At 69.1% G+C, this 24,320-nt stretch carries 18 protein-coding genes; 11 read left to right on the top strand and 7 right to left on the bottom strand.

Translation table 11 applies throughout. The annotated features are described in order from the left end of the window. Positions 1–58: 58 nt before the first annotated feature. The gene (locus RPQ07_RS07715) at positions 59–1,732 is read left to right on the top strand and encodes a DUF262 domain-containing protein (RefSeq protein ID WP_313943312.1); all 1,674 of its coding nucleotides are present in this window, start codon (positions 59–61) and stop codon (positions 1,730–1,732) included. 126 nt (positions 1,733–1,858) lie between these two features. Continuing rightward, complete coding sequence (locus RPQ07_RS07710) at positions 1,859–2,563, top strand: hypothetical protein (RefSeq protein WP_313943311.1); 705 nt, start codon at positions 1,859–1,861, stop codon at positions 2,561–2,563. 18 nt (positions 2,564–2,581) lie between these two features. Here the strand turns inward: RPQ07_RS07710 and RPQ07_RS07705 are convergent, their stop codons facing one another. Beyond that, the gene (locus RPQ07_RS07705) at positions 2,582–3,073 is read right to left on the bottom strand and encodes an ATP-binding protein (RefSeq protein WP_313943310.1); all 492 of its coding nucleotides are present in this window, start codon (positions 3,071–3,073) and stop codon (positions 2,582–2,584) included. A gap of 787 nt (positions 3,074–3,860) precedes the next feature. On the opposite strand from RPQ07_RS07705, the gene RPQ07_RS07700 reads away from it, so the two are divergent. Further along, entirely contained in the window at positions 3,861–4,325 is a 465-nt protein-coding gene (locus tag RPQ07_RS07700) for a hypothetical protein (protein ID WP_313943309.1), read from the top strand. 69 nt (positions 4,326–4,394) lie between these two features. Here the strand turns inward: RPQ07_RS07700 and RPQ07_RS07695 are convergent, their stop codons facing one another. Continuing rightward, positions 4,395–5,834 carry a hypothetical protein gene (locus tag RPQ07_RS07695; protein ID WP_313943308.1) on the bottom strand — a complete coding sequence of 480 codons (1,440 nt, stop codon included), beginning with the start codon at positions 5,832–5,834 and terminating at the stop codon, positions 4,395–4,397. Between the two features lie 578 nt (positions 5,835–6,412). On the opposite strand from RPQ07_RS07695, the gene RPQ07_RS07690 reads away from it, so the two are divergent. After that, on the top strand, positions 6,413–6,841 hold the full coding sequence (locus tag RPQ07_RS07690) for a hypothetical protein (protein ID WP_313943307.1): 429 nt from the start codon (positions 6,413–6,415) through the stop codon (positions 6,839–6,841). A gap of 113 nt (positions 6,842–6,954) precedes the next feature. Here the strand turns inward: RPQ07_RS07690 and RPQ07_RS07685 are convergent, their stop codons facing one another. Next, positions 6,955–7,473, bottom strand: a complete 519-nt coding sequence (locus RPQ07_RS07685; RefSeq protein ID WP_313948816.1) for a protein kinase domain-containing protein — start codon at positions 7,471–7,473, stop codon at positions 6,955–6,957. A 445-nt stretch (positions 7,474–7,918) separates the two neighbouring features. Between RPQ07_RS07685 and RPQ07_RS07680 the strand changes: the two genes are divergently transcribed. From RPQ07_RS07680 to RPQ07_RS07670, 3 genes are all read left to right on the top strand, one after another. Next, entirely contained in the window at positions 7,919–8,872 is a 954-nt protein-coding gene (locus RPQ07_RS07680) for a fibronectin type III domain-containing protein (protein ID WP_313943306.1), read from the top strand. A gap of 274 nt (positions 8,873–9,146) precedes the next feature. Further along, entirely contained in the window at positions 9,147–14,045 is a 4,899-nt protein-coding gene (locus RPQ07_RS07675; protein WP_313943305.1) for a DUF3320 domain-containing protein, read from the top strand. Between the two features lie 99 nt (positions 14,046–14,144). After that, positions 14,145–14,447, top strand: coding sequence for a SelT/SelW/SelH family protein (locus RPQ07_RS07670; RefSeq protein WP_313943304.1), 303 nt, complete (start codon positions 14,145–14,147; stop codon positions 14,445–14,447). A 75-nt stretch (positions 14,448–14,522) separates the two neighbouring features. Here RPQ07_RS07670 and aceB read toward each other — a convergent pair whose 3' ends face one another. Next, entirely contained in the window at positions 14,523–16,145 is a 1,623-nt protein-coding gene (aceB, locus tag RPQ07_RS07665) for a malate synthase A (RefSeq protein WP_313943303.1), read from the bottom strand. Between the two features lie 252 nt (positions 16,146–16,397). After that, positions 16,398–17,003 (bottom strand): nucleotidyltransferase family protein, encoded by a 606-nt coding sequence (locus tag RPQ07_RS07660; RefSeq protein WP_313943302.1) that lies wholly within the window; start codon positions 17,001–17,003, stop codon positions 16,398–16,400. Between the two features lie 535 nt (positions 17,004–17,538). Here RPQ07_RS07660 and RPQ07_RS07655 point away from each other — a divergent pair. Next, complete coding sequence (locus RPQ07_RS07655; protein WP_313943301.1) at positions 17,539–17,850, top strand: DUF5955 family protein; 312 nt, start codon at positions 17,539–17,541, stop codon at positions 17,848–17,850. A 133-nt stretch (positions 17,851–17,983) separates the two neighbouring features. Here RPQ07_RS07655 and RPQ07_RS07650 read toward each other — a convergent pair whose 3' ends face one another. Continuing rightward, complete coding sequence (locus tag RPQ07_RS07650; protein WP_313943300.1) at positions 17,984–18,127, bottom strand: hypothetical protein; 144 nt, start codon at positions 18,125–18,127, stop codon at positions 17,984–17,986. A 232-nt stretch (positions 18,128–18,359) separates the two neighbouring features. Between RPQ07_RS07650 and RPQ07_RS07645 the strand changes: the two genes are divergently transcribed. Beyond that, positions 18,360–20,504 carry a tetratricopeptide repeat protein gene (locus RPQ07_RS07645; RefSeq protein WP_313943299.1) on the top strand — a complete coding sequence of 715 codons (2,145 nt, stop codon included), beginning with the start codon at positions 18,360–18,362 and terminating at the stop codon, positions 20,502–20,504. A gap of 73 nt (positions 20,505–20,577) precedes the next feature. Here the strand turns inward: RPQ07_RS07645 and RPQ07_RS07640 are convergent, their stop codons facing one another. Then, positions 20,578–21,381, bottom strand: coding sequence for an IclR family transcriptional regulator (locus RPQ07_RS07640; RefSeq protein ID WP_313943298.1), 804 nt, complete (start codon positions 21,379–21,381; stop codon positions 20,578–20,580). A gap of 404 nt (positions 21,382–21,785) precedes the next feature. Between RPQ07_RS07640 and allB the strand changes: the two genes are divergently transcribed. Both allB and alc read left to right on the top strand, forming a co-directional pair. After that, the gene (gene allB / locus RPQ07_RS07635; protein WP_313943297.1) at positions 21,786–23,129 is read left to right on the top strand and encodes an allantoinase AllB; all 1,344 of its coding nucleotides are present in this window, start codon (positions 21,786–21,788) and stop codon (positions 23,127–23,129) included. After that, positions 23,126–24,244 carry an allantoicase gene (alc, locus tag RPQ07_RS07630; protein ID WP_313948815.1) on the top strand — a complete coding sequence of 373 codons (1,119 nt, stop codon included), beginning with the start codon at positions 23,126–23,128 and terminating at the stop codon, positions 24,242–24,244. Before allB ends, alc begins: the two co-directional genes overlap by 4 nt. Positions 24,245–24,320 lie beyond the last annotated feature (76 nt).

Below are 24,320 nucleotides of genomic sequence, written 5' to 3'. Positions count from 1 at the left end.
ATCCATGTTTCTACGCATTCGGCCACGGCCTAGCGCTCCGCCTCGCCATCATGGGGCCATGCAAAAGCTCGAGGCACACGAGATGCCCTTGCACAAGGTGTTCAGCAGTGACTACGACTTCCACATCCCGGATTACCAGCGCCCCTACGCCTGGGAGGAGGAGCAGGCGGTCCAGCTGCTGACGGATCTCGTGGAAGCTCTGGACCGAGGCACGGAGGAGCCGTATTTCCTCGGCTCGATCGTGCTGGTCAAGAACAGCGGGACGTCGCGTGCCGAGGTCATCGACGGCCAGCAGAGGCTCACCACCTTGACCATCCTGCTCTCCGTGCTGCGTGACGTCGCAGAAGACGCGGAGATCCGGGACGACCTGGACAAGCTCGTGAGTGAGCCGGGTGACAAGATCCAGGGGCTCGCCAAGCAGCCGCGCCTCGCCTTGCGTGAGCGTGACAAGCACTTCTTCGAGCGATACGTACAGAACAAGGAAGCCGTACCGCATTTGCTCACCCTCGTGCCGGAGAAGCTCGACACTGATGCGCAGAGGGCGATCATCCGCAACGCACGGGCGCTGCACGACAGAGTGGCCATCTGGTCGGAGAGGCGTCGACTGGAATTGCTTCGGATGCTCGTCGGGCGGACCTATCTGGTCGTCGTCAGTACCCCGGACCTGGACAGCGCGCACCGCATCTTCAGTGTCATGAACTCGCGCGGACTCGACCTCTCGCCCACTGACATTTTCAAGGCGCGGATCATTGGAGACCTTCCCGAGCCGACCGCCGGTCAGTGCGCCACAGCGTGGGAGGACGCGGAGGAAGCCCTTGGCCGTGACGACTTCGCCGACCTCTTCCTCCACCTGCGCATGATCTACGCCAAGAAGCGGGCAGAGCAGGAACTGCTCAAGGAGTTCCCGGAGCAGGTGCTCAGCCGCTACCTCCCCGGCGAGGGAGAGGTGTTCGTCAACGACGTGCTCCGCCCTTACGCCGACGCCTACGTCCGGGTCCGCGACGCCGTCTACGAAGCACCCTTTGGAGCCGAGAAGGTCAACACGTGGTTTCGCAGGCTCCAGCAGGTCGACAACAACGACTGGCGCCCCGCAGCGCTCTGGGCGCTGCGCCACCGCGAGAACGACCCCGTGTGGCTCGACCGGTTCCTGGGGGCACTGGAACGGCTCTCCGCCAGCATGTTCATCCGGCGCGTCTACACCACTCCCCGTGTCACCCGGTACGCGGAGTTGCTGCGCCAGCTCGATCAGGGCGCCGGACTCGACGCCGAGGCACTGGAGTTGTCGGACCCGGAACGTGCCGAGACGCGGGCGAAGTTGGACGGCGACCTCTACCTCGTTGGCAGGATCCGCAAGTACGTGCTCCTGAGGGTCGACGAGGTTCTTGCACGCGGCCAGGGGGTCACGTACGACCACCCAATCATCACGGTCGAGCACGTCCTGCCGCAGAACCCGAAGCCGGACTCCGAGTGGACCCGTCTCTTCGACGAGGAGCAGCGCCTTGCCTGGACCCACCGGCTGGGAAACCTGGTCCTTCTCAACCGGGTCAAGAACTCGGCAGCCCAGAACCACGAGTTCGCCGTGAAGAAGGCCACCTACTTCGCCGGCCGGAACGGGGTGGTGCCCTTCGCGCTGACGACCCAGGTGCTCCAGCACACCGAGTGGAACCCCGCACTCGTCGGTTCACGGCAGAAGCAACTGGTCGGCCTGCTCGCCGAGGAATGGCGGCTCTAAGCGTCCCGCATGGTCGGACGCGAAGGAGCCGGCCGTCTGAGCGGCCTGCACTGGCTTACGCGCGTCCGCGCGGCCGGCCGGGCTGGGGATGCAGTCGATACACACAACGATGCGAGGAGTCAGGACATGGCAACAGAGGACATTGACGATCCGGAGCCGGCGGAAGACGGACGCGAGCACAAAGTTCTCGCCGTGCTGGACAAGGCGATAGCCGCCCAGAGCCCGCTGGTGCGCAAGAACATCGCGCGAGCTCGCCAGCGCAACCCGGAGGCGACACCGGCCGAGGTGCTCCGCACTCTGGAGCGGATGTACGTCAGCGCCTTGACCGGGACGGGCGCCGCGGTCGGGGGAGCCGCCGCCGCACCCGGCGTCGGCACGGGAGTCGCGCTGGCACTGTCGGCGGGTGAGGCGCTCTCCTCGCTCGAGCTCAGCGCCCTGTTCGCGCTCTCGGTGGCCGAGGTCCACGGAGTCTCCATCGACGAGATCGAGCGCCGGCGGACCATCGTGATGGGGGTCATGCTCGGCGGATCGGGCTCCGCCACCATCACCAAGGTCGCCGAGCGCACGGGCCAGCACTGGGGCCGTCAGGTCGTGGCCAAGGTACCGGTCGAGACGTTGCGTCAGATCAACAAGATCCTGGGGAAGAACTTCGTCACCAAGTACGGGACCAAGCAGGGGATCATCGTCCTAGGACGCGTGGCACCGTTCGGCATCGGCGCCGTGATCGGTGGGGGCGCCAACGCCGCCCTCGCAACGCTGACGGTGAGGGCCGGTCGCCGCGCGTTCGGCCCGCCGCCGACGTCGTGGCCGGAGCCGACACACATCATCTGACGCAGCCTCAGGCCCACGTCACGCGTCCTGGCGGAGCGTCGACCCCTGGGTGCCGGTGGGACCGGCACCCGGCGGTGAGAGTGGGAGGACCGCCCACACCGTCTTGCCCGGCGCCGTGGTCCTCGGGGTCACACCCCAGTCGGCGGCCAACGCCTCGACGAGCAGCAGCCCGCGGCCGGACTCACGGTCCGACGCGTGAGGGCGTGGCCCCGACGCCGGTTGTCGCTCCGAGCTGGTGTCGGTGACCTCGATGCGTGCCGTGTCGGGCGTTGCGGTGAGCCGCAGGTTGAAGTCCCGCTCGGGGACGTACCCGTGCGTGACGGCGTTTGCGACCAGTTCCGCTGCCACCAGGGTCACCGTCTGGTTGCCCTCACCCTCGTAGGGGTGGCCCCACTCGTGCAGCCAGTGCGACATCAGACGCCGGGCGAGGCGCGCCCCGCGCGGGGTCGAGGTGAACTGCATGGCGAACTCGCGGACGGGCGCCGAAGTCTGTGTGATCGGTCGGCTCATGCCCTCACACTGAGGGCGGGCTGACCCTTGTGACCAGGGAGTACGCGCGCACGGCGTTCCTCTGTACGCGGAGGCACGCTCTGCGTACGCGCAGCCTTCACGGCACGGTTGTTCAGGATCGTCACGCCCGTCGGGACGACGCCAGACCTCCGGTGTCACCCCGCAGGAACGAACAGGGTCAGCCCAAGCACCGCGGCGAGAGCGAACAGCCCCGGGAAGACGTACCACCACCTGCGCCGCAATAGGGCTGGGCCGAGGTGGCCGGCGGCCGGCGGCTTGGTGACACCGCTGAGGGCTGGGAACGACTGCCACGCGCCGCGTTCTTGCCGTGCGGGGTTCAACTTCGGATCACTCTTCCGCAGGGCTTCGATGCGCTTCAGACGCTCGGCGCGGCCGATGTCCTTCGGTGCCCGGACCGGCCCACGCTCGGTCGTCGCGACGACCAGCGGTCCGGGATCCCTTGTCGACAGGATCGATGCGCCGGCCTTCCGCAGGTCGTCATGACCAGCTTCCTCACCGCCACACGCTGCGGCAGACGGTACAACGCTTGAGCGCGGGCTGCTCCTTGGATGCTTCGGAGACGATCCCCCACCCGGACGGCGAGTCCTCCGTGGCCACGACGGTAGGCACCCACGCGGAAGTTCGGGAAGAGGCTGGCGGAAACCGGTGACCTCTCCCCGAATGCGGCATGCCGTGGCCAGTGCCTCCGAAGGGAGTGACTCGCCGCTACGGTGTCACCCATGCCTGCGGCGGTGCGGTGCGGTGTGACGCGTGACGAGGAGTTGGTGTGGCGAACCTGATGCGGCAGATGCGATTCGGAGCCGATGTGGGCTACCACAGCTTCTGCCTCCAGGAGTCGGACGACGCGACCCTCCCGGTGCCCTACCCGGACGACTCCGTCTTCGGGCAGTTCCTCAGCCTGTTCCCCGGCCGGATCGACATCTTCAGTGCCGGTCACACGCACACCGCCGCAGTGACCGCCGAGGTGTGGGACGGACGGCCGCCGGAGGAGGATCGCAGTCGCTGGGACGAGTACGGGGAGGGCGAGTACGTCTCCATGAGTGGCATCGTGGCGGTCTGGTCGATGAGCCTGGGGCGGACCGAGCAGGACATCCCGTTGTCCGCCGGGGGCGGCCGTTGGCGCGTCCAAGTACACTCCGCCGGACGGGCGGAGGTCGAGCGTCAGTCCGCCGAGACGGGCACCGCCGATGGCGTGGAGCGCTACCTCATCCGCTTCTGGCCTGCGGAGTAGGCGCGGTGGGACGCCGGTTGGGAGGTGAGGCCGTGGCCGTCCACGGGCAACGGCCCCACCCATTGGCGACTACGAGGCGATTCTCACCAGGAACCCGTCGTCAAGGCCGTCGAGGAGACGGTTCCTCGCGTAGAACCCGAGGAGCAGACTGCCGGCGGCACCGTTGTCGGCCTTGGCCACCGGCAGGACCGAGAAGTTGAACTTCTTCGCCTCCGAGTCATGGTCAGCCTGCGCGGCGCCCTCGTATGTCGTGGCGAAGGGGTACTCGTCACACTCGCGCGTGCCGCCCCAGGCGTATCCGTCACCCCAGTACCGCTTGCACTGCTTGACGGCCGCCTTTCGGTTGTCGTCCCTGCGGGCCTTCTGCACCAGGCGGTGCAGCGGCGCCTTTGTGTTCTGCCCGGGCACGTTCTTGGCGGACATGTACGGCTTGGTGTCGAGCGGCTTGGTGAAGGCGGTGCGGATGTGCTCGGCCACCGCCTTCTCCTCGGCCCCTTCCTTCGCGCTGTACGTCAGAGTGGGCAGGTAGCTGAAGGTCGCCGCGCCCTTGTGCGTGGGCGTTCCCCCACCCGTCGAGTTGGCGAGATAGATGGCGGCGTCCCAACGCGGTGCGAGAATAAACAGTTTGCCGGTCAGCTCACCGCCCAGCTTCCAGCCGGGCGGCGGCGTGATGGTGACGACCGGTTCGTACACGGAGAACACCTTGTCCGAACTGCTGCTCCCCTGACCCGGTGCCGCGCTGACGGTATGGGTATAGGTCCGCTGCCGCTTGAGTTCGTCGAACGTCCTGGTTCCCGGCGGAGTTCCGCCCTGCGTGTAGCGAACCCCTGAGGGCCAGCTCTGCGGGATCGCGCCCTTCGTTGCGACCTTCATGGCCGACGTCGCGGTCCTGCCGGTGGACTGCATCTCGGTGAAGTAGTAGGTGAACGTGATCTTGCGGCTGTTCAGCGGGATGGTGCCCACCACCCGGACGTTGAACATGCTCTCGCCGACGGGCCGGTTGTTCTGGAGCCAGGTCTGGAGGAACGTCGCGCCGGAGCACACGGCGAACCGGGACTTGATGAAGAACTTCTGCGTGCTGCCGAGTCCGTTGCGGCACTCGTCGTACGTCATCGTGCGGGCGGGCTCGGGATAGGTGGCCATCGGTGCGAACCGGGTGACGGCACCGTGCGTCCGGTCGGGTGCGGGTGCGGGTGCGGGTGCGGGTGCGACGGCGGACGGATCTGTCGCCAGTGGTGCGTATGACGCGGCCGGCCCCACGGTCTCGGCGGCGAGCCTGCCCTTGGACCGCATGTCGTCCGACAGTCGGTGCAGGCTCCCCGCCGCACCGGCGGCGCGTAGCTCGTCGAAGGTCAACGCCGACGCGCCGGACGGGAGTACGTAGGTCTCGACGCGCAGTTCGTCGGGACCGGTGGATGCTGCGGACGGTGCCGCTGCGGGCAGCAGCGCGGCGACGGTGAGCAGCGCGATCGTCCGTCCACGGGCATGGCGGAACCACGGTATTGGCATGGATGTAAACCCCCGGGTCGTGCGGTGTCGGCGCGTTGCCGATCACCGGGTCACCCCCATGTCTATCGAACTGGTGATCGCTCTTGGGTGGTGTGCGTCAGCTTGGCGTGATTCCGGGGTTCTCTGGCCTGTTGCCGGAGAGGCGGTGGCAGAACCCCGCCATGGACCAGGGGGAGGCGGCCACGCGATGAGCTCGGCAGCGAGCGGCGTGACTATCTCGTTGGGGGTGGGTTCGTATGGATGTGAAACGGGTCTGACGTACGACGCTCCGGTGTGCAGACGGGGCAGCGACTCCGTTCAACTGCCGGACGAAAGGCGGCAATCTCTGCCGCTCGTCGATACGGGAGCCCCGGCACGCCACCCGCTCCTGAGGGCGCCGATTGTCGTTCCTCGCTCCACCCCGCGCCTCCAGCGGCATACCACCGGCACTGTCCCCCATGGCGACGCCATGTGCGCTGACACGGCGTTCGATGACCAGCCAAGAGCCATGCAGATATTCGTGGAACTCGTGCAGGAATGCTCAACTTGGCTCTACAGTCGTGGTGTTGACCGAGCGTTGAGGGAAAGGGAGTCCCGTTGTGGACATCAAGCTGGGCAAGGAGGCGGCGGGACAGATCGCGCTCCTGTCGCGTGCGTGGGGGGTGGACGCCGAGCAGGTCGTGTTGCGGCTCCTGAAGCACTTCCAGGAGGGGGCTGAACAAGCTCACGATGCAGGGATCGACGAGCCGCGGGAGGAGGAGCTGGGCGGTCGGATCGGCGTGCACGTGCGCTATGCCGGTCACAGGGTTCCGGGCGCTTACGATGCCGAGTCGGAGAGCGTGGAGATTCTGACCGGGCCCGCCGCGGGACGCTACAAGTCCCCGAGTGGTGCTGCGACCGCGGTGATTCAGGCCTTCAAGCCAGGTGTCGCCCCCCATCGCAACGGCTGGTCCTTCTGGATCGTCGACGCGACCGGCGCCCGATTGCAGTCGCTTCGTGGCTCGTCCGACGGTGCTGCGGAGAACTGAGGAAGAACAGTAAAATGAGCAGAAATCCTCGTGGCCCGCGCATGCGTGGGAACGACGGAACGCAGGGCGGAGAGGACAGGCCTTTAGTCTCGCATCACGCTGCTGTCGTTGTGCTAGTGGCGGCTCTCGTTGCTCTTCTGATGGGCGGTCTCGCTGTCGCGAACGGCGCTGCCTGGCCGACGTTCGTCTCGGTGGCACTCATCGCTTTCGGCTGCACCGTGCCCGCGGCCCATCGTCTCATCGGCGACTGAATCCCGGTTCGCCCGTGGGAAGCGCAAGGGGTTGGTCGCGCCCCCGTTGGCCTGCTCGGGCGACATGCAGGCAGGGGTTCCCATGACGGTGTTGGGCGCGGCCAGGGTGGCGCCGGTCTCGGTGAACACCGCGAGCCCGAAGTCGATGATCTTGGGGCCGTTGGGGCCGTTGGGGCCGAGGAGGAGGTTCGCCGGCTTGAGGTCCCGATGCACGAGCCCTTGCTTGTGTACGGCGGCTAGGGCTTCCGCGAGTGTCGCTCCCAGGGAGGCGACGAGGACGGAGGAGAGTGGGCCATGGGTGGTGATGTGCTTGCGCAGATCGGCTCCGTCCACGTACTCCGTCGCGAGCCAAGGGCGCTCGGCCTCCGGGTCGGCGTCCAGGAACGCGGCGATGCGCGGCCCCCAGATCGTCTTGAGGATCTCGGTCTCCTGTCGAAGCGCAGCCGGGCCTCGGAGTCCACGACGGACGCCTTGATCACCTTCACCGCGGCCGGTTCACCGCCTGGTGACTCGCCGAGATAGACCTGCCCCATGCCGCCGTGCCCGATGCGGCCGAGCAGCTCGAAGCCGCCGAGGTCGGCCGGGTCCTCGGGGCTGAGCGGGGTCGTCTGCAAGAGGGTCCTCGTTCGGCTGATCAGGTAGTGAATGTGCTGGTACACGTTAGTCGACTGCCTTCGGTGACAGACCGGGTACGGGCGAATCGGCAGCAGGACTCCGGCGTGCCGACGCCGGGCCGGGGGGTCGAGGTGTCCCACCCCCTTGTGAGCGGCCCCCGACTGTGGCATATAGGTCTGGACCATTGCCCGTCGTCCGCGGAGGCCCGACCGTGCAACGTCCCCCCACCATCGCCGCGTTGACCTGTGCGGCCGCACTGCTCCTCACAGCCTGCGGCGGCGAGGAGAAGGACACCACCAGTCCGAGCACCCCCTCCGGCGTCAGCGCGCAGGCGGGCAGTGCCACATCCGTCCACGTGATGTGGCAGCACGCCACCGACGACACCGCCGTCACCGGATACGAGGTCTTCCAGAAGGGCACCAAGGTCAAGTCGCTGCCGGCCACCAAGCAGATGGTGGACATCGACCGGCTCGCGCCGAAGACCGCATACAGCTTCACCGTGCGGGCGCGTGATGCCGCCGGGAATCTGTCGAAGGCGAGCGCCGCGATCGCCGTCACCACTCCGGCCCCCACCCCGGAGGACAAGAAGGCGCCCACACGGCCGACCGCATTGAAGGGCAAGGTCGACGGAGGCCGGGCGGTGAGCCTCAGTTGGGGGCAGTCCGCGGACAACATCGAGGTCACCTCGTACGACATCTACCAGGAGGACACCCGTATCCACAGCGTGTCCGGTGCCGAGACGACCGCACAGGTCAGCGGGCTGCGGCCGGGAACGGTCTACACGTTCACCGTGCGCGCCCGTGACGCGGCGGAGAACTCGTCGCCCGACAGCGCGGCCGTCGACCTCACCACCCCCGCCGCGCCCGGCAAGGGCCCGAGCACGGCTCCCACAGGCCTCAGGGCGACGGCCCGCAAGGGCAGCATCGACCTCACCTGGACCCCGCCGGACACCGGCGGGGAGCCCGTGGAGGCCCACGAGTTGTACCTCAACGGGAAACCGGCCACGACGATCGTGTGGGGCACGATGCCGACGGGGCCGACGGCGACGTACACGATGACGGTCACCGACAAGCCGGGCACGCGCTACAGCATCAAGCTGCGGGCGAAGCTGCCGGACGGGAAGTGGGGGGACTTCTCGGCGCAGCGGACGGTCGTGGTGCGGTAGCGCGCCCGAACGGCCCGGTCGACCGGTAGCCGGTTCACGCCGCTGCTCTGGATCCCGGGTGGCGGTCCTCAATCGTTGCTGGCCGGTCTCGACCAGGCGACGCGGCCAAGTTTGTCCGAAATTGAACAACAAATCAACGTCGTGTTGGTGATCCCCGGTGTGTCGCCAGATGGAGGCTGATAAGTAGATATCTCCAGGGGGGACCTGTGCTGGTAGACACCCCTGTGCGCCCCGCTCAGGAGGTAGTCGTCGCATGCCCCAACAGTCTCGATCCGTGTCCGCTGCCACCCCTGATCCCGGCCTCGACCGCTTGAAGGCCGTTCTCGACGGATGGCGCAACTCGCTACTGGACATGGGTGGGCGTAACCGGCTGCTCAACTTCCGCCACACGAAGACCGCGACGCTGGAGATCAGCTCGCCGAGCGCCGGGGCTCTGCTCACGGATCTGGCCAAGGGCTGGGACTTCGCCCCGGTGGCGGACGGCATGGAGGACGCGGCTTTCGTTCCACACGCACGTCCCGGGCTGATCACGCAGAAGACCACCCAGAACACACTGGACAGCGCCCTGTACCAACTGCGCCAGAAGTCCGGCCAGATGTACAACGACTACGGTCTGTGGGTGCTCTGGCTGGGCATCGGCATGCTGGAATGGCGCGAGGAAGGCGCGCACGAGAGCAGCTCGGCGCCCCTCGTCCTTGTGCCGGTCGAGCTGCGCCGTGACAGCCACCGCCGTTACCGCCTGCACCTCGCCGACAACCAGGACCGCACGCACAATCCGGCGCTCGCGGTGAAGCTGGAACGACTTGGAGTCGACTGGGGCCCGGTCACGTCGACGGAAGTCACCGACCTTCCTGCCGTGATCACCGCCGCTCGTTCAGTCGCGGCCGGCCTCAAGGACTGGTCGGTCGACGAGCGAATGGTGCTCGGTCTGTTCGCGTCGCATCGCGAAGCCATGTACCAGGACCTTCAGCAGCACGAGGACCAGATTCTGGCCCACCCGCTGGTTCGCGCTGTTGCCCTCGGCCCGGATGCAGGCCTGCCGGATGACCTGATCGGCTTCGACCCGCCGGAGCTGGACCGCATCGATGACGTACAACTGCCCGAGCAGACCCCCCTGGTACTGGATGCCGACGCCTCACAGCGCCAATGCATCGCGGCCGCCCTCGACAACCGGTCGTTCGTCATGAGCGGACCGCCAGGGACGGGGAAGAGCCAGACCATCACCAACATGATCGCCGCGCTGATGCACGCGGGCCGCAGCGTGTTGTTCGTCAGTGAGAAGGCGGCAGCGCTCGACGTCGTACGCAACCGGTTGCGCGGCGTCGGCCTCGGAGACTTCGTCATGGCCCTGCACAGTGGCGACACCAGCAAGAAGGCAGTCGCCACCGAGCTCGCCCGGGTTCTGACCACCGAAGCACGCGTCACCGGGGCTGCAGAGCACGAATTGGAGCGTGCGCGCAGGCTGCGGGAGGAGCTGTCGGCCTACGCCACTGCCATGAACCAGTCCCGCGAACCGTTGCAGGCCACCCTGCACGATGTTCTCGGCCGTCTGGTTCTGCTGGACCGGGCAGGCACCCCCCACCTCCCGTTCTCTGCCGACAGCGCCAAGACCGTGCGCGGTCTTTCCGCCGGTTCGCTGAAGGAACTTGCCACCGCCTCCCAAGCCATCAGCCGTGCCTGGCGCCCCGCGGCAGAAGGCGAGTCCTTTCCGTGGCGCGGGCTGGTCGGCAGTGACGCGCACAGCGTGGTCTCCGAGGCTGCGGACGCCCTCAGCGGCCTCCGTATGGTCTCCGGGCGCCGCCCGTTCGCGGCCACCCAGGACGAGTCCCGTTCCGTCCGCGAACTCCAGCAGATGGTGCGTACCCTGCGAGCCGGGCTACCGGATGGGACGGTGGGGCCCACGGCTGGCCTTCCGGACGAACCCTCTGCCCAACTCGCCCAACTCGCCGATCTGTTCGGCCTTCCGAAGCCGGACACCGCGGAAGCAGCGTTCGCTCTCTGCGAGCTTGCCGATCTGACGACGGCGGACTGCCGACCACCTCGCGGCTGGTTCGACCACGCCGCACTCACCAGGGCCCGCGCCGCTGCGCAGGAACTGCGACGGGCGCTGGACGCCGAGCGCGCGGCACGCACCGCTGCGGAAGACGTCTTCGGGGAGCAGGTGCTGCAGTCTGCCGAACTTCCAGCGCTGGTAGGTCGTTTCACCGACCAGCACCGCGGGTTGATGGCTCGGTTCTCCGCCCAGTGCAAGGCCGACCGAGCAGCCGTGGCAGCGCTGACCCGCAACGGGATCTGGGAGAAGCCGCTCGTCGGCCGGCTGAACCATGCGCTGGCCTGGCACCACGCTGCCGCCGAAGTCGGTCGCCTCGTCGAAACACACGCAGCCCTGCTCGGCCGCTACACCCCTCGCACGCTCGAAGCCATGATCCACGTGGACAAGGCGCTGGCAACTGCTGAGCGCATCGCGGATCTGAGCCAAGCTGCTGTACGTCAGGATCAGCTCGCCGAGTACCTGGCCGACGACTCTGATCCGGAAGAACGTCTCCCGGTGCTGCTCGCGGACAACGTCCGTCGCTCCCTCGGCACCTGGTGCTCGATCGCGACGAGCCGCGCCGAGCGCTGGTCCCGGTCCGTCACGGCACTGCTCGACCTGTTCGACGCCGCCCGCGGCGGACAGCTGTCCCCGTGCCTGCTCGGCTTCTTCGACCAGGCGCAGCAGGTGATCGACGCCCTGGTTGCGGATCCGCACGGTCCCGACGAGTGGCATGCGTACCGCAACGGCATCGCCGTGCTCGCACGCCACAGCGCCGAAGATCTCGTCGCGAGTGCGGCCGAGCGAGGCGTCGAGCCCCAGCAATTGCCGGACATCGTGGAGCAGGCGGTACTGCGCTCCTGGGCCGATGGCATTCTCGCCACCGACAAGCGACTGTGCAGCACACGCTCCGACGATCTCGATGCCCGGGTGGCGGACTTCAAGGAAGCCGACCGGCGCCTGATCGCGGCAGCCGGTGGCGCGGTGATCGAGGCGTGCAACAAGCGGCGCCCGCGGCGTTTCGGCAGCGGAGGCGGCGCGGTCATCACTCGCGAGGCGGAGAAGAAGACCCGCCACATGCCGGTTCGCGAGCTGCTGGGCCGGACCCGTGAGGTCGTGGAGTCCATCAAACCGTGCTTCATGATGAGCCCGCTGACGGTAAGTCAGCTGCTGCCTGCCGACTACCACTTTGACGTGGTGATCTTCGACGAGGCGTCCCAGGTGCGGCCCAGTGACGCGATCAACTGCATCTACCGCGGCAGCACCCTCGTGGTGGCCGGCGACGAGAAGCAGTTGCCGCCAACCTCTTTCTTCGACTCCGCGGTCGACGACGACTCCGACGAGTATGCCGAGGACGTGCCCGACTCGTTCGAGTCCCTGCTGCACGCCTGCAAGGCCGGCGCGATGCGCGAGCTGCCGCTGCGTTGGCACTACCGCAGCCGCCACGAGAACCTGATCACCTTCAGTAACCGGGAGTTCTACCGGAACTCGATGATCACCTTCCCCGGCGCCCTGGACGAGGGCAACGACGTCGGCGTCGCCTTCCTCAAGGCGGACGGCGTCTACGACAGGGGAGGGCGCCGCGACAACCGCGTGGAGGCCGACTTCGTCGCCGCGCGAGTCATGCACCACTTCGAAACCCGCCCCGGGAAAACCCTCGGTGTCGTCGCGCTCTCCCAGGCTCAGGCGTCCGCCATCGATCAGGCCGTCCAGCAGGCCCGCCTGATGCGCCCCGACCTCGATCACTGTTTCACCGAGGACCGCCTCGACGGCTTCTTCGTCAAGAATCTCGAATCGGTCCAGGGCGACGAGCGTGACGTGATGATCATGTCGGTCGGCTATGGCCCGGACGAACACGGCAAACTGGGGCTGAACTTCGGCCCCATCAACAAGGGCGGCGGCTGGCGCCGTCTGAACGTTGCGGTCACCCGCGCCCGCTACCGCATGGAGGTCGTTGCCTCCTTCCGCGGCACCAGCCTCGCCGACAGCACCAACGAGAGCGTCCAGTACCTCAAGCGCTATCTCGAGTATGCGGAGAACGGGCCGTCCATCCTCGCCCGGGATGTGCTCCAGACCGACGCCGAACCCGACAGTCCCTTCGAGGAGTCCGTCCTTGCGGTCCTCAGCGACTGGGGGTACCAGGTTCAGCCGCAGGTGGGCGTTGCCGGCTATCGCATCGACCTGGGGCTGCGTCACCCCGAGCTGCCCGGCGCGTACGCCCTCGGTATCGAGTGCGACGGCGCGATGTACCACTCCTCCAAGGCGGCCCGCGACCGGGACAGGCTGCGCGAGCAGGTCCTGAACGGCCTCGGCTGGCGGCTGTACCGGATTTGGGGCACGGATTGGTACCGGGGCAGGGCGGCGGCGGAACTGCGGCTGCGGGAGGCGGTGGAGCAGGCCATTGCACAGGGGCCACTCGCGGCGTCCGGGCCCGCTGCCCGGGCCGCTGCGACGCCTGGCGAACTGCCCGAGGCCGGCTCTGCGGACGGAGCTGGTGCCCTGCCCACAGTCCCGGCCCCGCGGGCGGAGGAGCAAGGAGAGGTCGAAATCGCGTACGCCCGTGTGCCGGTCGACATCGAGGTAGAACGCGAGTGGAGTGCCCCGTACCGGACCGCGATGGTGAGTGTCACGTTGAGCTATGAACTCCACACCGTGGAGGCCCGGCCTGCGCTGCGCAAGGCGCTGGCGCAGATCATCGAAGCCGAGGGGCCGGTCCACGAGGACGTGCTGGTTCAGCGCGCACGTGAAGCGTGGGGACTGGGGCGCGCGGGCAACCGGATCCGGGACAACGTACGAGAGGTCGCGCAGGCTCTGGTCCGGTCCGGCCTTGTTGCCTGCGAGGGCTCATTCTTCGATGTTGCAGAGCGAGCGGAGGGGCTGAAAGCCCGTCGATCGGAGGACGGAGAGGTGCCGCGCAAGATCACGTACATCGCTCCGGCCGAACGACATCTGGCGCTGTGCGAACTCGCCGTCGAGTGTCCTGGAATGTCGGAAGAGGAGTTGATCAAGCAGGCGTGTGACTTCTTCGGCTGGCGCCGGATGGGCAAGGACATTCGTGACTGCTTGGCGGCGGACATCGGGGAGCTGCACCGGCAGCGCAGGCTGGAGGGCGGACCGGAGCGGGTCGGGGCGGTGCGGTGACGCGCGGGTCCAGAGAGTGAGCCGGGGCCGGCCGTCGCCCCTACTCGGCACAATGGTGTCGGCCCCGCCCGCCCTCACCAGCCGAAAGGCCTCACTCCCGTGAACACCCCCGCCGCCCCCGCCCCCACCCACCGCGTCCAGATCGAGTACTGCACCCAGTGCCGCTGGCTCCCCCGTGCCGCGTGGCTGGCGCAGGAGTTGCTCACCACCTTCGAGGCCGAGCTGGACGAGCTCGCTCTCAAGCCCGGGACCGGTGGGGTGTTCGTCGTGCGGGTCGACGGTGACGTCGTGTGGGACCGGCGCGAGCACGGGTTTCCCGAGCCGACCGCCGTCAAGCGGCTCGTGCGGGACCGCGTGGCGCCCGGGCGGACGCTTGGGCACTCCGACAGGTCGGCGGAGTAGACGGCCGTCCCGGGCCGGACACGACGACGCCCCCGGTGCTGTGCGGTACCGGGGGCGTCGATGCGATGCGGAGGGTCAGCCGCGGAGCTGCTCGTACGCCGACAGCGTGAGGAAGTCCTCGTAGTCCTCGTCCAGCGCCACCCTCAGCAGCAGGTCGTGCGCCTGCTGCCAGTTGCCGGACTCGAAGGCCTCGTCGCCCAACTCGGAGCGGATCGCCGCCAGTTCCTCCGCCGCGACCTTGCGGGCCAGTTCCGGCGTGGCCCGCTCGCCGTTCTCGAAGACCACGCCCGCGTTGATCCACTGCCAGATCTGCGAGCGGGAGATCTCGGCGGTGGCCGCGTCCTCCATCAGGTTGAAGATGGCGACCGCGCCCAGGCCCCGCAGCCAGGCCTCGATGTAGCGGATGCCGACCTGGACGGCGTTGCGCAGGCCGTCGTACGTCGGCTTGGCGTCGAGGGAGTCGATCGCGATCAGGTCGCCGGGAGCCACCGAGACGTCCTCGCGCAGCCGGTCCTTCTGGTTGGGCTTGGTGCCCAGCACCGCGTCGAAGGAGGCCATCGCGATCGGGACCAGGTCCGGGTGCGCGACCCAGGAGCCGTCGAAGCCGTCGCCCGCCTCGCGGTCCTTGTCGGCCTTGACCTTCTCGAAGGCGACCTTGTTGACCTCGGCGTCACGCCGGGACGGGATGAACGCCGCCATGCCGCCGATGGCGTGCGCGCCGCGCTTGTGGCAGGTGCGGACGAGCAGTTCGGTGTACGCGCGCATGAACGGCGCCGTCATCGTCACCGCGTTGCGGTCCGGCAGCACGAACTTCTCGCCACCGTCCCGGAAGTTCTTGACGATCGAGAAGAGGTAGTCCCAGCGGCCCGCGTTCAACCCCGCGGCGTGGTCGCGCAGTTCGTAGAGGATCTCCTCCATCTCGTACGCGGCGGTGATCGTCTCGATCAGGACGGTCGCGCGGACGGTGCCCTGCGGGACGCCGACGTAGTCCTGGGCGAAGACGAAGATGTCGTTCCAGAGGCGGGCCTCCAGGTGCGACTCCGTCTTCGGCAGATAGAAGTACGGACCCTTGCCGAGGTCGATCAGCCGCTTGGCATTGTGGAAGAAGTAGAGGCCGAAGTCGACCAGCGCGCCGGGGACCGGGCGGCCGTCGAGCTGGAGGTGGCGTTCGTCGAGGTGCCAGCCGCGGGGGCGCATCACGACGGTCGCGAGCTCGCCGGCGGGCTTCAGGGCGTACGACTTCCCGGACTTCGGGTCGGTGAAGTCGATACGGCGCTCGTAGGCGTCGATCAGATTGAGCTGGCCGAGGACCACGTTCTCCCACGTGGGGGCCGAAGCGTCCTCGAAGTCGGCGAGCCAGACCTTGGCGCCCGAGTTGAGGGCGTTGATGGTCATCTTGCGGTCGGTCGGACCGGTGATCTCCACGCGGCGGTCGTTCAGCGCCGCGGGTGCCGGGGCGACCTTCCAGGAGTCGTCCGCGCGGATGGCGGCCGTGTCCGGGAGGAAGTCCAGCGTGGAGGTGCGGGCGATCTCGGCGCGGCGTTCGCCGCGGCGGGCGAGCAGTTCGTCACGCCGGGGCGTGAACCGCCGGTGCAGCTCGGCCACGAAGGTGAGTGCCGCGTCCGTGAGGACCTCTTCCTGCCGGGGCAGGGGCTCGGCTTCGACGATGGCCAGCGGGGACGGCGCTGGTGCGGACATGAGCTGTCACTTCCTTCAGCGGGCGATGCCTGACGGCCGCCGGGCGCAGGGGTACGGCACTCGGTGCCGCAAGAGCCGAGATGCGGTCGCGGGCGCTTGTGTGGTGTCGGGCGCTTCTGACCAGTGGATAGTAGTTTCCTCATGGTGGAAGTTCAATGGTTTGTTGATATCGAGATTCTCCGGGTCGACAGACCATGGCTCTGAGTGCCACGCCGTTCACTCAAGGTGTGCCGTCTGCTCAGGGTGTGCCGGTCATTCAAGGCGCGCCAGATCCTCGGTCGTGTCGATGTCGTACGCCTCCGCGATGTCGCCGCACTCGACGAGCTCGATCGCGTCGGCGTGTTCCTTCAGATACGCGCGGGCGCCGCGATCGCCCACCGCGCTCGCCGCGATCGCCTTCCAGCGGTCCGCCCCGAACAGCACCGGGTGTCCGCGTTCCCCGTTGTACGAGGCCGCGACGAGCGCGTCCCGGGACCGGTACGCGGCCCGCACCCGTGCCACCGCGGGTGCGCCGATCCCCGGCTGGTCCACCAGGCAGACGAGCGCCGCGTCCGCGGGTGTCGCGGTCAGGGATTCCAGTCCGGTGCGCAGCGACGACCCCATGCCGTCCTGCCAGTCCGCGTTGTCGACGACGACGCAGCCGGACAGATCGGCCTCCTGCCGCACGTGCTCGGCCGCCGCGCCGAGGACCACGTGTACGGTGTCGCAGCCGCCCTCGCGCAGCACCCGTACCGCGTGCTCCACCAGTGGCCGCCCGCGGTGCGACAGCAGTGCCTTCGGGCGGCCGCCGAGGCGCCGTCCGCCGCCCGCGGCGAGCAGCAGTCCGGCGACGACGGGTTCGTTCGGTGCATGTGCCATGAGCACTCCTTACCTCAAATATGGGCGAAGCGCTGGGCGTCCGGTACTCCGGCGTCCCCTGCTGAAGTTCGCCGTGGGGCACGCGAGTCGATGAGTGGGTGCGCCCCTCGCACACCTCCGCCGAGGGCCACCCGCAGTCGCAGCATCCGCAGGTGGTCCACGCGCAGGCGCCGGTGGCCGTTCCCACGCCGCAGTGCGCTGTCCGCCGCAGCGGCACGCGATCGGCGTGCCCACAGGTCACCTCGCGCCCGCCACGGCAATGAAGAAGTCCGGTCGCGATCCGGCCATCGCCCTCGTCGCCACCGTCGTGCTCGGCGCGCTTGCCGGCGGCGGAGTGTTCCTGGCGCTTTCCGGCCGGAACGACGACAAGAAACGGTGCGGCGCGGCGCCACCGACCCCGTACGGCCGACGTCCTGAATTCGGTCCGTGCGGTGGCGCGCACGGACCCGGATGGCGTTAACTGGCCCGCGACCCTGGGTGTCCGGCCGGCGACGGTCGGTCAGAGGCGGCACGACGATGTGCGAGGGGGAGAGCTTTGTTGCGGAGCGTGGGGCAGACGCGGGTGACAGGGAGCGGCGAGGACCCGAGAACGACGGAGCTGCGTGCTGCTGTCGCCCGGCTCCGCCGTGAACTCGCCGGTCATCCGGCGGAGTTCTCCGACCGGGACATCGCCGAGGACGAACTCGCCGTGCTGGCGGCGATGGTCGCGGCCGGCGACCCGGAGATCCCCCGGATGCGGCGGTCGCTGCTGCTGATCGCCGGGGCGATCGGTTCGGTGAGCGCGCTGGCGCCGGCGCTGATGCAGGTACGCAACGCGATGGACCTCTTCGGCGAGGTGCCGCGCTAGCCGGTGCCGGTACCGGTGCCGGTACGGCTCCTGCGCACCGCCGCGCAGGGCAGGTTCGCTCGCGGGACGGGCAGGGCCCGCACCTGGGCCGTACCCGCCGCCGGCCGGGCGATGTACCCGGCCGGAGGCGGAGTCACTTCACGAGCAGGTGCAGCAGGGTGACGACGGCGATGCCGACGAGAAGTGCGGTACCGGCCGCGGGGTGAAGGAGCGCGATGTACGTCGCGCCGGCACCGGCGAGCATCAGGACGGCGGTACGTGTGTCGAGGCCGTTCATCGGCGGCTCCCCCTGACATCTTCGGAACCCGCTCCGCCGTGGGCGGCGGGGACTCGGTACGTCGGCATGCTGATCTCCGTCTCCGTGCCTTCGGGCTGTCGGCACGGGAAGACTGTGCGGCCGGATCGTACGGTTCGGACTTGTCCGGTGTGTTCTCGCAGGTAAGGTCCGGAAAACGGTGATGTTGTCCCGGGACGGAGTGGACAACCGGGGCAGCCACGCAGGGGGACACGTGACCGCGCGCAATCGGGGAGGCAGGCCCTGGGGGCCGATCCGGGCGGAGAGCCGAGAAGCCGAGGTGCTCGCCCTCTTTCTGCGCGCACAGGTCGACGCCAGCGGCAAGACGCTGACGACGCTGGCCGAACAGGTCCATGTGTCCAAGTCGCAGATCAGTCAGCAACTGGCCGGGAAGGTCCCCGGCCGGCGATTCGTGACCGACCTGATCCGCGCCACGATTCCCGAGCCACGGCTGCGCGAGCGGCGGCTGGACCAGGCCGGGAAACTCCTCCGGGCCGCTCTCAGTCCTTCGCCGGACAGGACGTCTTCCGCCCCCGTGCGTTCACCGGCTCTGGAGCTCGCCGAGGCCCGTGCCCAGCAGGTCGACGTCTACGACCGGCTCACGCGCTCGCTGGAACAGCAGAACCAGCTCAGGGAAGCCGCCGGCAACTCCGCCAAGCTCGTCATGGTCCTGCTGACGATGATCAACAAGTTGGAGGGGCGGATCAGCGACCTGGCCGACGAGCGCGATCAGCTCCGCGCCTCCCACGCCGATCCCACGGTCCTGCGGCAGACACAGCACCGGCTCACCCGCGCCCGGGAGCAGGAGCAGCGGGCCGAACAGGAACTTCAGCGTGCGCAGGAGAAGCAGCGACAGGCGGAGGAGCTCGCCGAGCGGGTTCAGGCCCGCGTCGACGAACTCACCGACCAGCTGGACCGGCTGCGCTCGGGTGCCGCCGACGGAACGCGTGACGAAGACCGCCGCGCGGTGCCCCGGCCGGTGCAGGCCCGCGGAGCCGCGGACCCGGTCGGCGACGACATCGAGCAGGCTCTCCGCAGGGCATCCGCCGTCAACGACCAGGACGGCCACGTTCTGAGGGACATCGCGCAGGACTTTGCCCAGGACCCCGCCGAGGTTGTCCCGGAAGAGGAGCCGGACAACCCCGCAAGCGGCCATTTCTCCGAGGACAACGTCAAGACCATCTGGCCCGCGATCGTCGCGGCCGGACAGATCAGGGGCGACTACCGGGAAGCGGTCCGGCTGAGCACCCTCCTTGTCGCCGCCTCGAAGAAGACGGGCCGACCGGAGGACCCGCTCACGCTGGCAGTGCGGCACACGCTCGCGCACTGGCGGGGCAAGGCAGGTGACGCTTCCGGCGCGGCGGAGGCCTTCACCGAGCTGCTCTCCGTGCGGAAGCGCGTACTGGGTCCGGAGCATCCCGACACGCTGGCCACCCGGCACAACCTCGCCGGTCTGCGAGGTGAGGCGGGCGACGTGGCCGGCGCGGTCGGGGCTTTCGCCGAGCTGGTCCCGGTGCTCGACCGGGTGATGGGTCCGGAACACCCCGCCACGCTGGCCACCCGGCACAACCTGGCCAACTGGCGCGGGCAGGCGGGGGATGCCGCCGGCGCGGTGAAGGCTTTCGGCGAGCTGCTTCCCGTGGTGGTGCGGGTATTGGGCCCGGAGCACGCGGACACGCTGGCCGTCCGGCACAGCTTCGCTGTCTGGCAAGGTGAGGCGGGCGACGCGGCCGACGCGGTGGAGGCCCTCGCCGAGCTGCTGCCGGTGCATGTCCGGGTGCTCGGCCCGGATCACCCGGAGGTGCTCACCACCCGGCACCTTCTCGGCTGGTGGCGGGGCGAGGTGGGAGATGTGTCCGGCGCTGTCGCGGCCCTGTCCGAGCTGCTTCCGGTACAGGAGCGGGTACTGGGTCCGGAGCATCCGCGCACGCTCGCCACCCGGCACGAGGCCGCCCGCTGGCAGGGTGAGGCCGGCAACGCCGTCGGCGCGGTACGGGCCTTGGCCGAGCTGCTCCAGGTGCGCGAGCGGACGCTGGGGCCGGAACACCCGGTCACTCTGGAGAACCGGCGCCACCTCGTGCGGTACGAAGGCCTGGCAGGTGATGTGGCCGGTGCGGTCGCAGCGTTCGCCGAGCTGCTTCCGGTACAGGAGCGGGTACTGGGTCCGGAGCATCCGCGGACGCTCGCCACGCGGCACGAGCTCGCCGGTCTGCGGGGTGTGCTCGGTGACATCCCGGGTCAGGTCAAGGCCTGGGCCGAGCTGCTTCCGGTGCAGGAGCGGGTGCTGGGGCCGAAGCACCCGGACACGCTCGCCACCCGGAACAAGCTGCTCCGCCGGCGCCTCCAGGCACCTGGCTGAACTCCGAGGGCGCTGGGCGCTCGGGGCAATGCGTGGGTCAGCGCAATCCGCCGGGATCCGTCAGCCGTTCCCGTCAGCCGTTCCCGCCGGCCGTGTTCGCCAGCGCCGTCGACAGGTCCTGCGCGACCTCCTGGAGGATCGGGACGATCCTCTCCGTGGCCGCCTCGGTGACCCGTCCGGCCGGGCCGGAGATGGAGACCGCCGCGGCCGTCGGTGAGTTCGGCACGGACACCGCGAGGCAGCGCACGCCGATCTCCTGCTCGTTGTCGTCCACCGCGTACCCACTGGCCCGGACCACCTCCAGCGCGTCCAGGAAGCCCTCGGGGGTGGTGATCGTCTTCTCGGTGGCGGCCGGCATGCCCGTCCTCGCCAGCAGGGCCCGCACCTCGTCCGGCGGGGTGTGGGCCAGGAGCGCCTTGCCCACACCCGTGGAGTGCGGCAGGACCCGCCGGCCGACCTCGGTGAACATGCGCATGGAGTGCTTGGACGGCACCTGGGCCACGTAGACGATCTCGTCGCCGTCGAGCAGCGCCATGTTCGCCGTCTCGCCGGTCTCCTCGACCAGGCGGGCCAGATAGGGACGCGCCCAGGTCCCGAGCAGCCGTGACGCGGACTCGCCGAGACGGATGAGCCGGGGGCCGAGCGCGTAACGGCGGTTCGACTGCTGGCGTACATAACCGCAGGCCACGAGCGTGCGCATCAGGCGGTGGATCGTGGGCAGCGGCAGACCGCTGCTGGCGGAGAGTTCGCTCAGTCCGACCTCGCCGCCCGCGTCGGCCATTCTCTCGAGCAGGTCGAAGGCACGCTCCAGGGACTGCACGCCGCCGCTGTTCGCGGCCTTGGCTGCATCGGTGGTGCTGGCGCTGGACGTCGGCACGGCAACGGTCCTTTCGGGCAGGGCGGGCAAGTCAGCAGCCTACCGGGCAGCTGCGACCGGCACACTGCTCCCTTCACGGCGTCTCTGCCGGTCAGGTGGTGTTTGTCCCTGTGTCGGCGGAGACCTCCGAGGCACTGCGACGCCCGCCTTGGTTGAAGCAACGTTCTGCTTTGTGAAATCTTACTTCCACTTTGTGGAAACGTCCAAGGTGCTGGTCCGGGCTCGGCGGATCGACGCCTCCGGGGTGGTTGGCTCGCGCGCGTGCGGTCCGGGGGGATGATCCCTTCGCAGGTCACGGGGGCTTCGGTAACCCGGAGGGGTCTTGACGGACCGCACCGAGGAGTGAAGACTCCTTCAACAGTTCGTTGAATTTTTGCCGCACGGAACGGAAGTGAGGGGCACGGGTGGCCGATGTGGACGTGAACCTGGTACTGCGCTCGACGCGGGTGATCACCCCGGACGGAACGCGGGCCGCGGCGGTCACCGTCGCCGGCGGCAAGATCGCGGCCGTGCTCCCGTACGACACCGAGGTGCCGGCCGGGGCCAGGCTGGAGGACGTCGGCGACGACGTCGTCCTGCCCGGCCTGGTGGACACCCACGTCCATGTGAACGACCCCGGCCGTACCGCATGGGAGGGCTTCTGGACCGCCACCCGCGCCGCCGCCGCGGGCGGTATCACCACGCTCCTCGACATGCCTCTCAACTCCCTTCCGCCCACCACGACCGTCGACAACCTGCGGACCAAGCAGGACGTCGCACGGCCCAAGGCCCATGTCGACACGGGCTTCTGGGGTGGCGCGATCCCGGACAACACCAAGGATCTGCGGTCACTGCACGACGCCGGGGTCTTCGGCTTCAAGTGCTTCCTGTCGCCGTCCGGGGTGGAGGAGTTCCCGGAACTCGACCAGGAGCAGCTCGCCCGCTCCATGGCCGAGATCGCCGGCTTCGGCGGACTGCTCATCGTGCACGCCGAGGACCCGCACCACCTCGCCGCCGCTCCCCAGGAGCCCGGCCCCCGGTACGCGGACTTCCTCGCCTCCCGGCCCCGCGACGCCGAGAACACCGCCATCGAGAACCTGATCGCCCACGCCAAGCGGCTGAACGCGCGGGTGCACGTCCTGCATCTGTCGTCCAGCGACGCCCTGCCGCTGATCGCCGCCGCCAAGGCGGAGGGGGTGCGGATCTCCGTCGAGTCCTGCCCGCACTTCCTCACCCTCACCGCCGAGGAAGTCCCGGACGGCGCCACGGAGTTCAAGTGCTGCCCGCCCATCCGTGAAGCCGCGAACCAGGACGCGCTCTGGGCCGGCCTGGCCGACGGCACCATCGACTGCATCGTCTCCGACCACTCACCCTGCACCACCGACCTCAAGACTCCCGACTTCGCCTCGGCCTGGGGCGGCATCTCCTCGCTTCAGCTGGGACTCCCGGCGATCTGGACCGCGGCACGCGGGCGCGGCCATTCCCTGGAGGACGTCGTGCGGTGGATGTCCGCCGGCCCGGCCGAACTCGCCGGGCTGACCCACAAGGGCGCCATCGAGGCCGGCCGCGACGCCGACTTCGCCGTCCTCGCCCCGGACGAGACCTTCACCGTCGACCCGGCCGAGCTGTACCACCGCAACCAGGTCACCGCGTACGCGGGCAAGACGCTGTACGGCGTCGTCCGTTCGACCTGGCTGCGGGGCGAGCGCATCGTGGAGAACGGCACCCTCGCGGAGCCGGCCGGCCGTCTGCTCGAAAGGAACAACTGACCGTGTCCATCCCTTCTTTCACCGGTGACGCCAGCCCCTACGGCGGCGGTGACCCGTACGGCGACTACCGCACGGCCGACTTCCCCTTCACGCACCACGCCGACCTCGCCGACCGGCGCCTGGGCGCGGGCGTCATCGCCGCCAACGACGAGTTCTTCGCCGAGCGCGAGAACATGCTGAAGCCCGAGGCGGCGGAGTTCGACCCGGAGCACTTCGGCCACAAGGGCAAGATCATGGACGGCTGGGAGACCCGCCGCCGCCGTGGCGTGGGCGCGGAGCAGCCGCATCCGACCGACGACGACCACGACTGGGCGCTCGTACGCCTCGGCGCGCCCGGTGTCGTACGCGGCATCGTCATCGACACCGCGCACTTCCGCGGCAACTACCCGCAGGCCGTCTCCGTCGAGGCGACCGCGGTGGCCGGGTCCCCCTCGCCGGAGGACCTGCTCGCGGACGACGTGAAGTGGACCGCGCTCGTACCGCGGACGGCCATCGGCGGCCACGCGGCCAACGGCTTCGTCGTCGACGTCGAACAGCGCTTCACGCACCTGCGCGTCAACCAGCACCCCGACGGCGGCATCGCGCGCCTGCGGGTGTACGGAGAGGTGACACCCGACCCGGCGTGGCTGGGCGTGCTCGGCACCTTCGACCTCGTCGCGCTGGAGAACGGCGGCCGGGTGGAGGACGCGTCCGACCGCTTCTACTCCCCGGCCACCAACACCATCCAGCCGGGCCGTTCCCGCAAGATGGACGACGGCTGGGAGACCCGCCGGCGCCGGGACAAGGGCAACGACTGGATCCGCTACCAGCTCGTGGAGCAGTCCGAGATCCGCGCGGTGGAGATCGACACGGCGTATCTGAAGGGCAACAGCGCGGGCTGGGCGGCGATTTCGCTGCGCGACGGGGAGACGGGGGAGTGGGCGGAGATCCTCCCGCGGACCCGGCTCCAGCCGGACACGAACCACCGTTTCGTGCTGGATGCGCCGGCGGTGGGCAGCCGGGTGCGGATCGACATCTACCCGGACGGCGGGATCTCGCGACTGCGGTTGTTCGGGTCGCTGACGGCGGACGGGGCGGCGCGGCTGCGGGCGCGGCACCAGGAGCTCGGGGGCTGAGGGTGCTCCGGTTCTGACTCCGGTTCTGACCCTGGCGGTCCGGGTCGAGCCGTGGACGTTCGTCCGCGGCTCGGCC

This window comes from Streptomyces sp. AM8-1-1, assembly GCF_032229325.1.
GTDB classification, from domain to species: domain Bacteria; phylum Actinomycetota; class Actinomycetes; order Streptomycetales; family Streptomycetaceae; genus Streptomyces; species Streptomyces achmelvichensis.
Note: the sequence above shows the minus strand (reverse complement) of the source record. Positions and strands in the feature narration are given on the sequence as shown.

Excerpts from the sequence above, each read along its gene's own strand:
- RPQ07_RS07660 (WP_313943302.1), bottom strand. The coding sequence starts at position 17,003 with ATGGCACATGCACCGAACGAACCCGTCGTCGCCGGACTGCTGCTCGCC.
- RPQ07_RS07710 (WP_313943311.1), top strand. The coding sequence starts at position 1,859 with ATGGCAACAGAGGACATTGACGATCCGGAGCCGGCGGAAGACGGACGC.
- RPQ07_RS07705 (WP_313943310.1), bottom strand. The coding sequence starts at position 3,073 with ATGAGCCGACCGATCACACAGACTTCGGCGCCCGTCCGCGAGTTCGCC.
- RPQ07_RS07650 (WP_313943300.1), bottom strand. The coding sequence starts at position 18,127 with ATGAACGGCCTCGACACACGTACCGCCGTCCTGATGCTCGCCGGTGCC.
- RPQ07_RS07715 (WP_313943312.1), top strand. The coding sequence starts at position 59 with ATGCAAAAGCTCGAGGCACACGAGATGCCCTTGCACAAGGTGTTCAGC.
- aceB (WP_313943303.1), bottom strand. The coding sequence starts at position 16,145 with ATGTCCGCACCAGCGCCGTCCCCGCTGGCCATCGTCGAAGCCGAGCCC.
- RPQ07_RS07695 (WP_313943308.1), bottom strand. The coding sequence starts at position 5,834 with ATGCCAATACCGTGGTTCCGCCATGCCCGTGGACGGACGATCGCGCTG.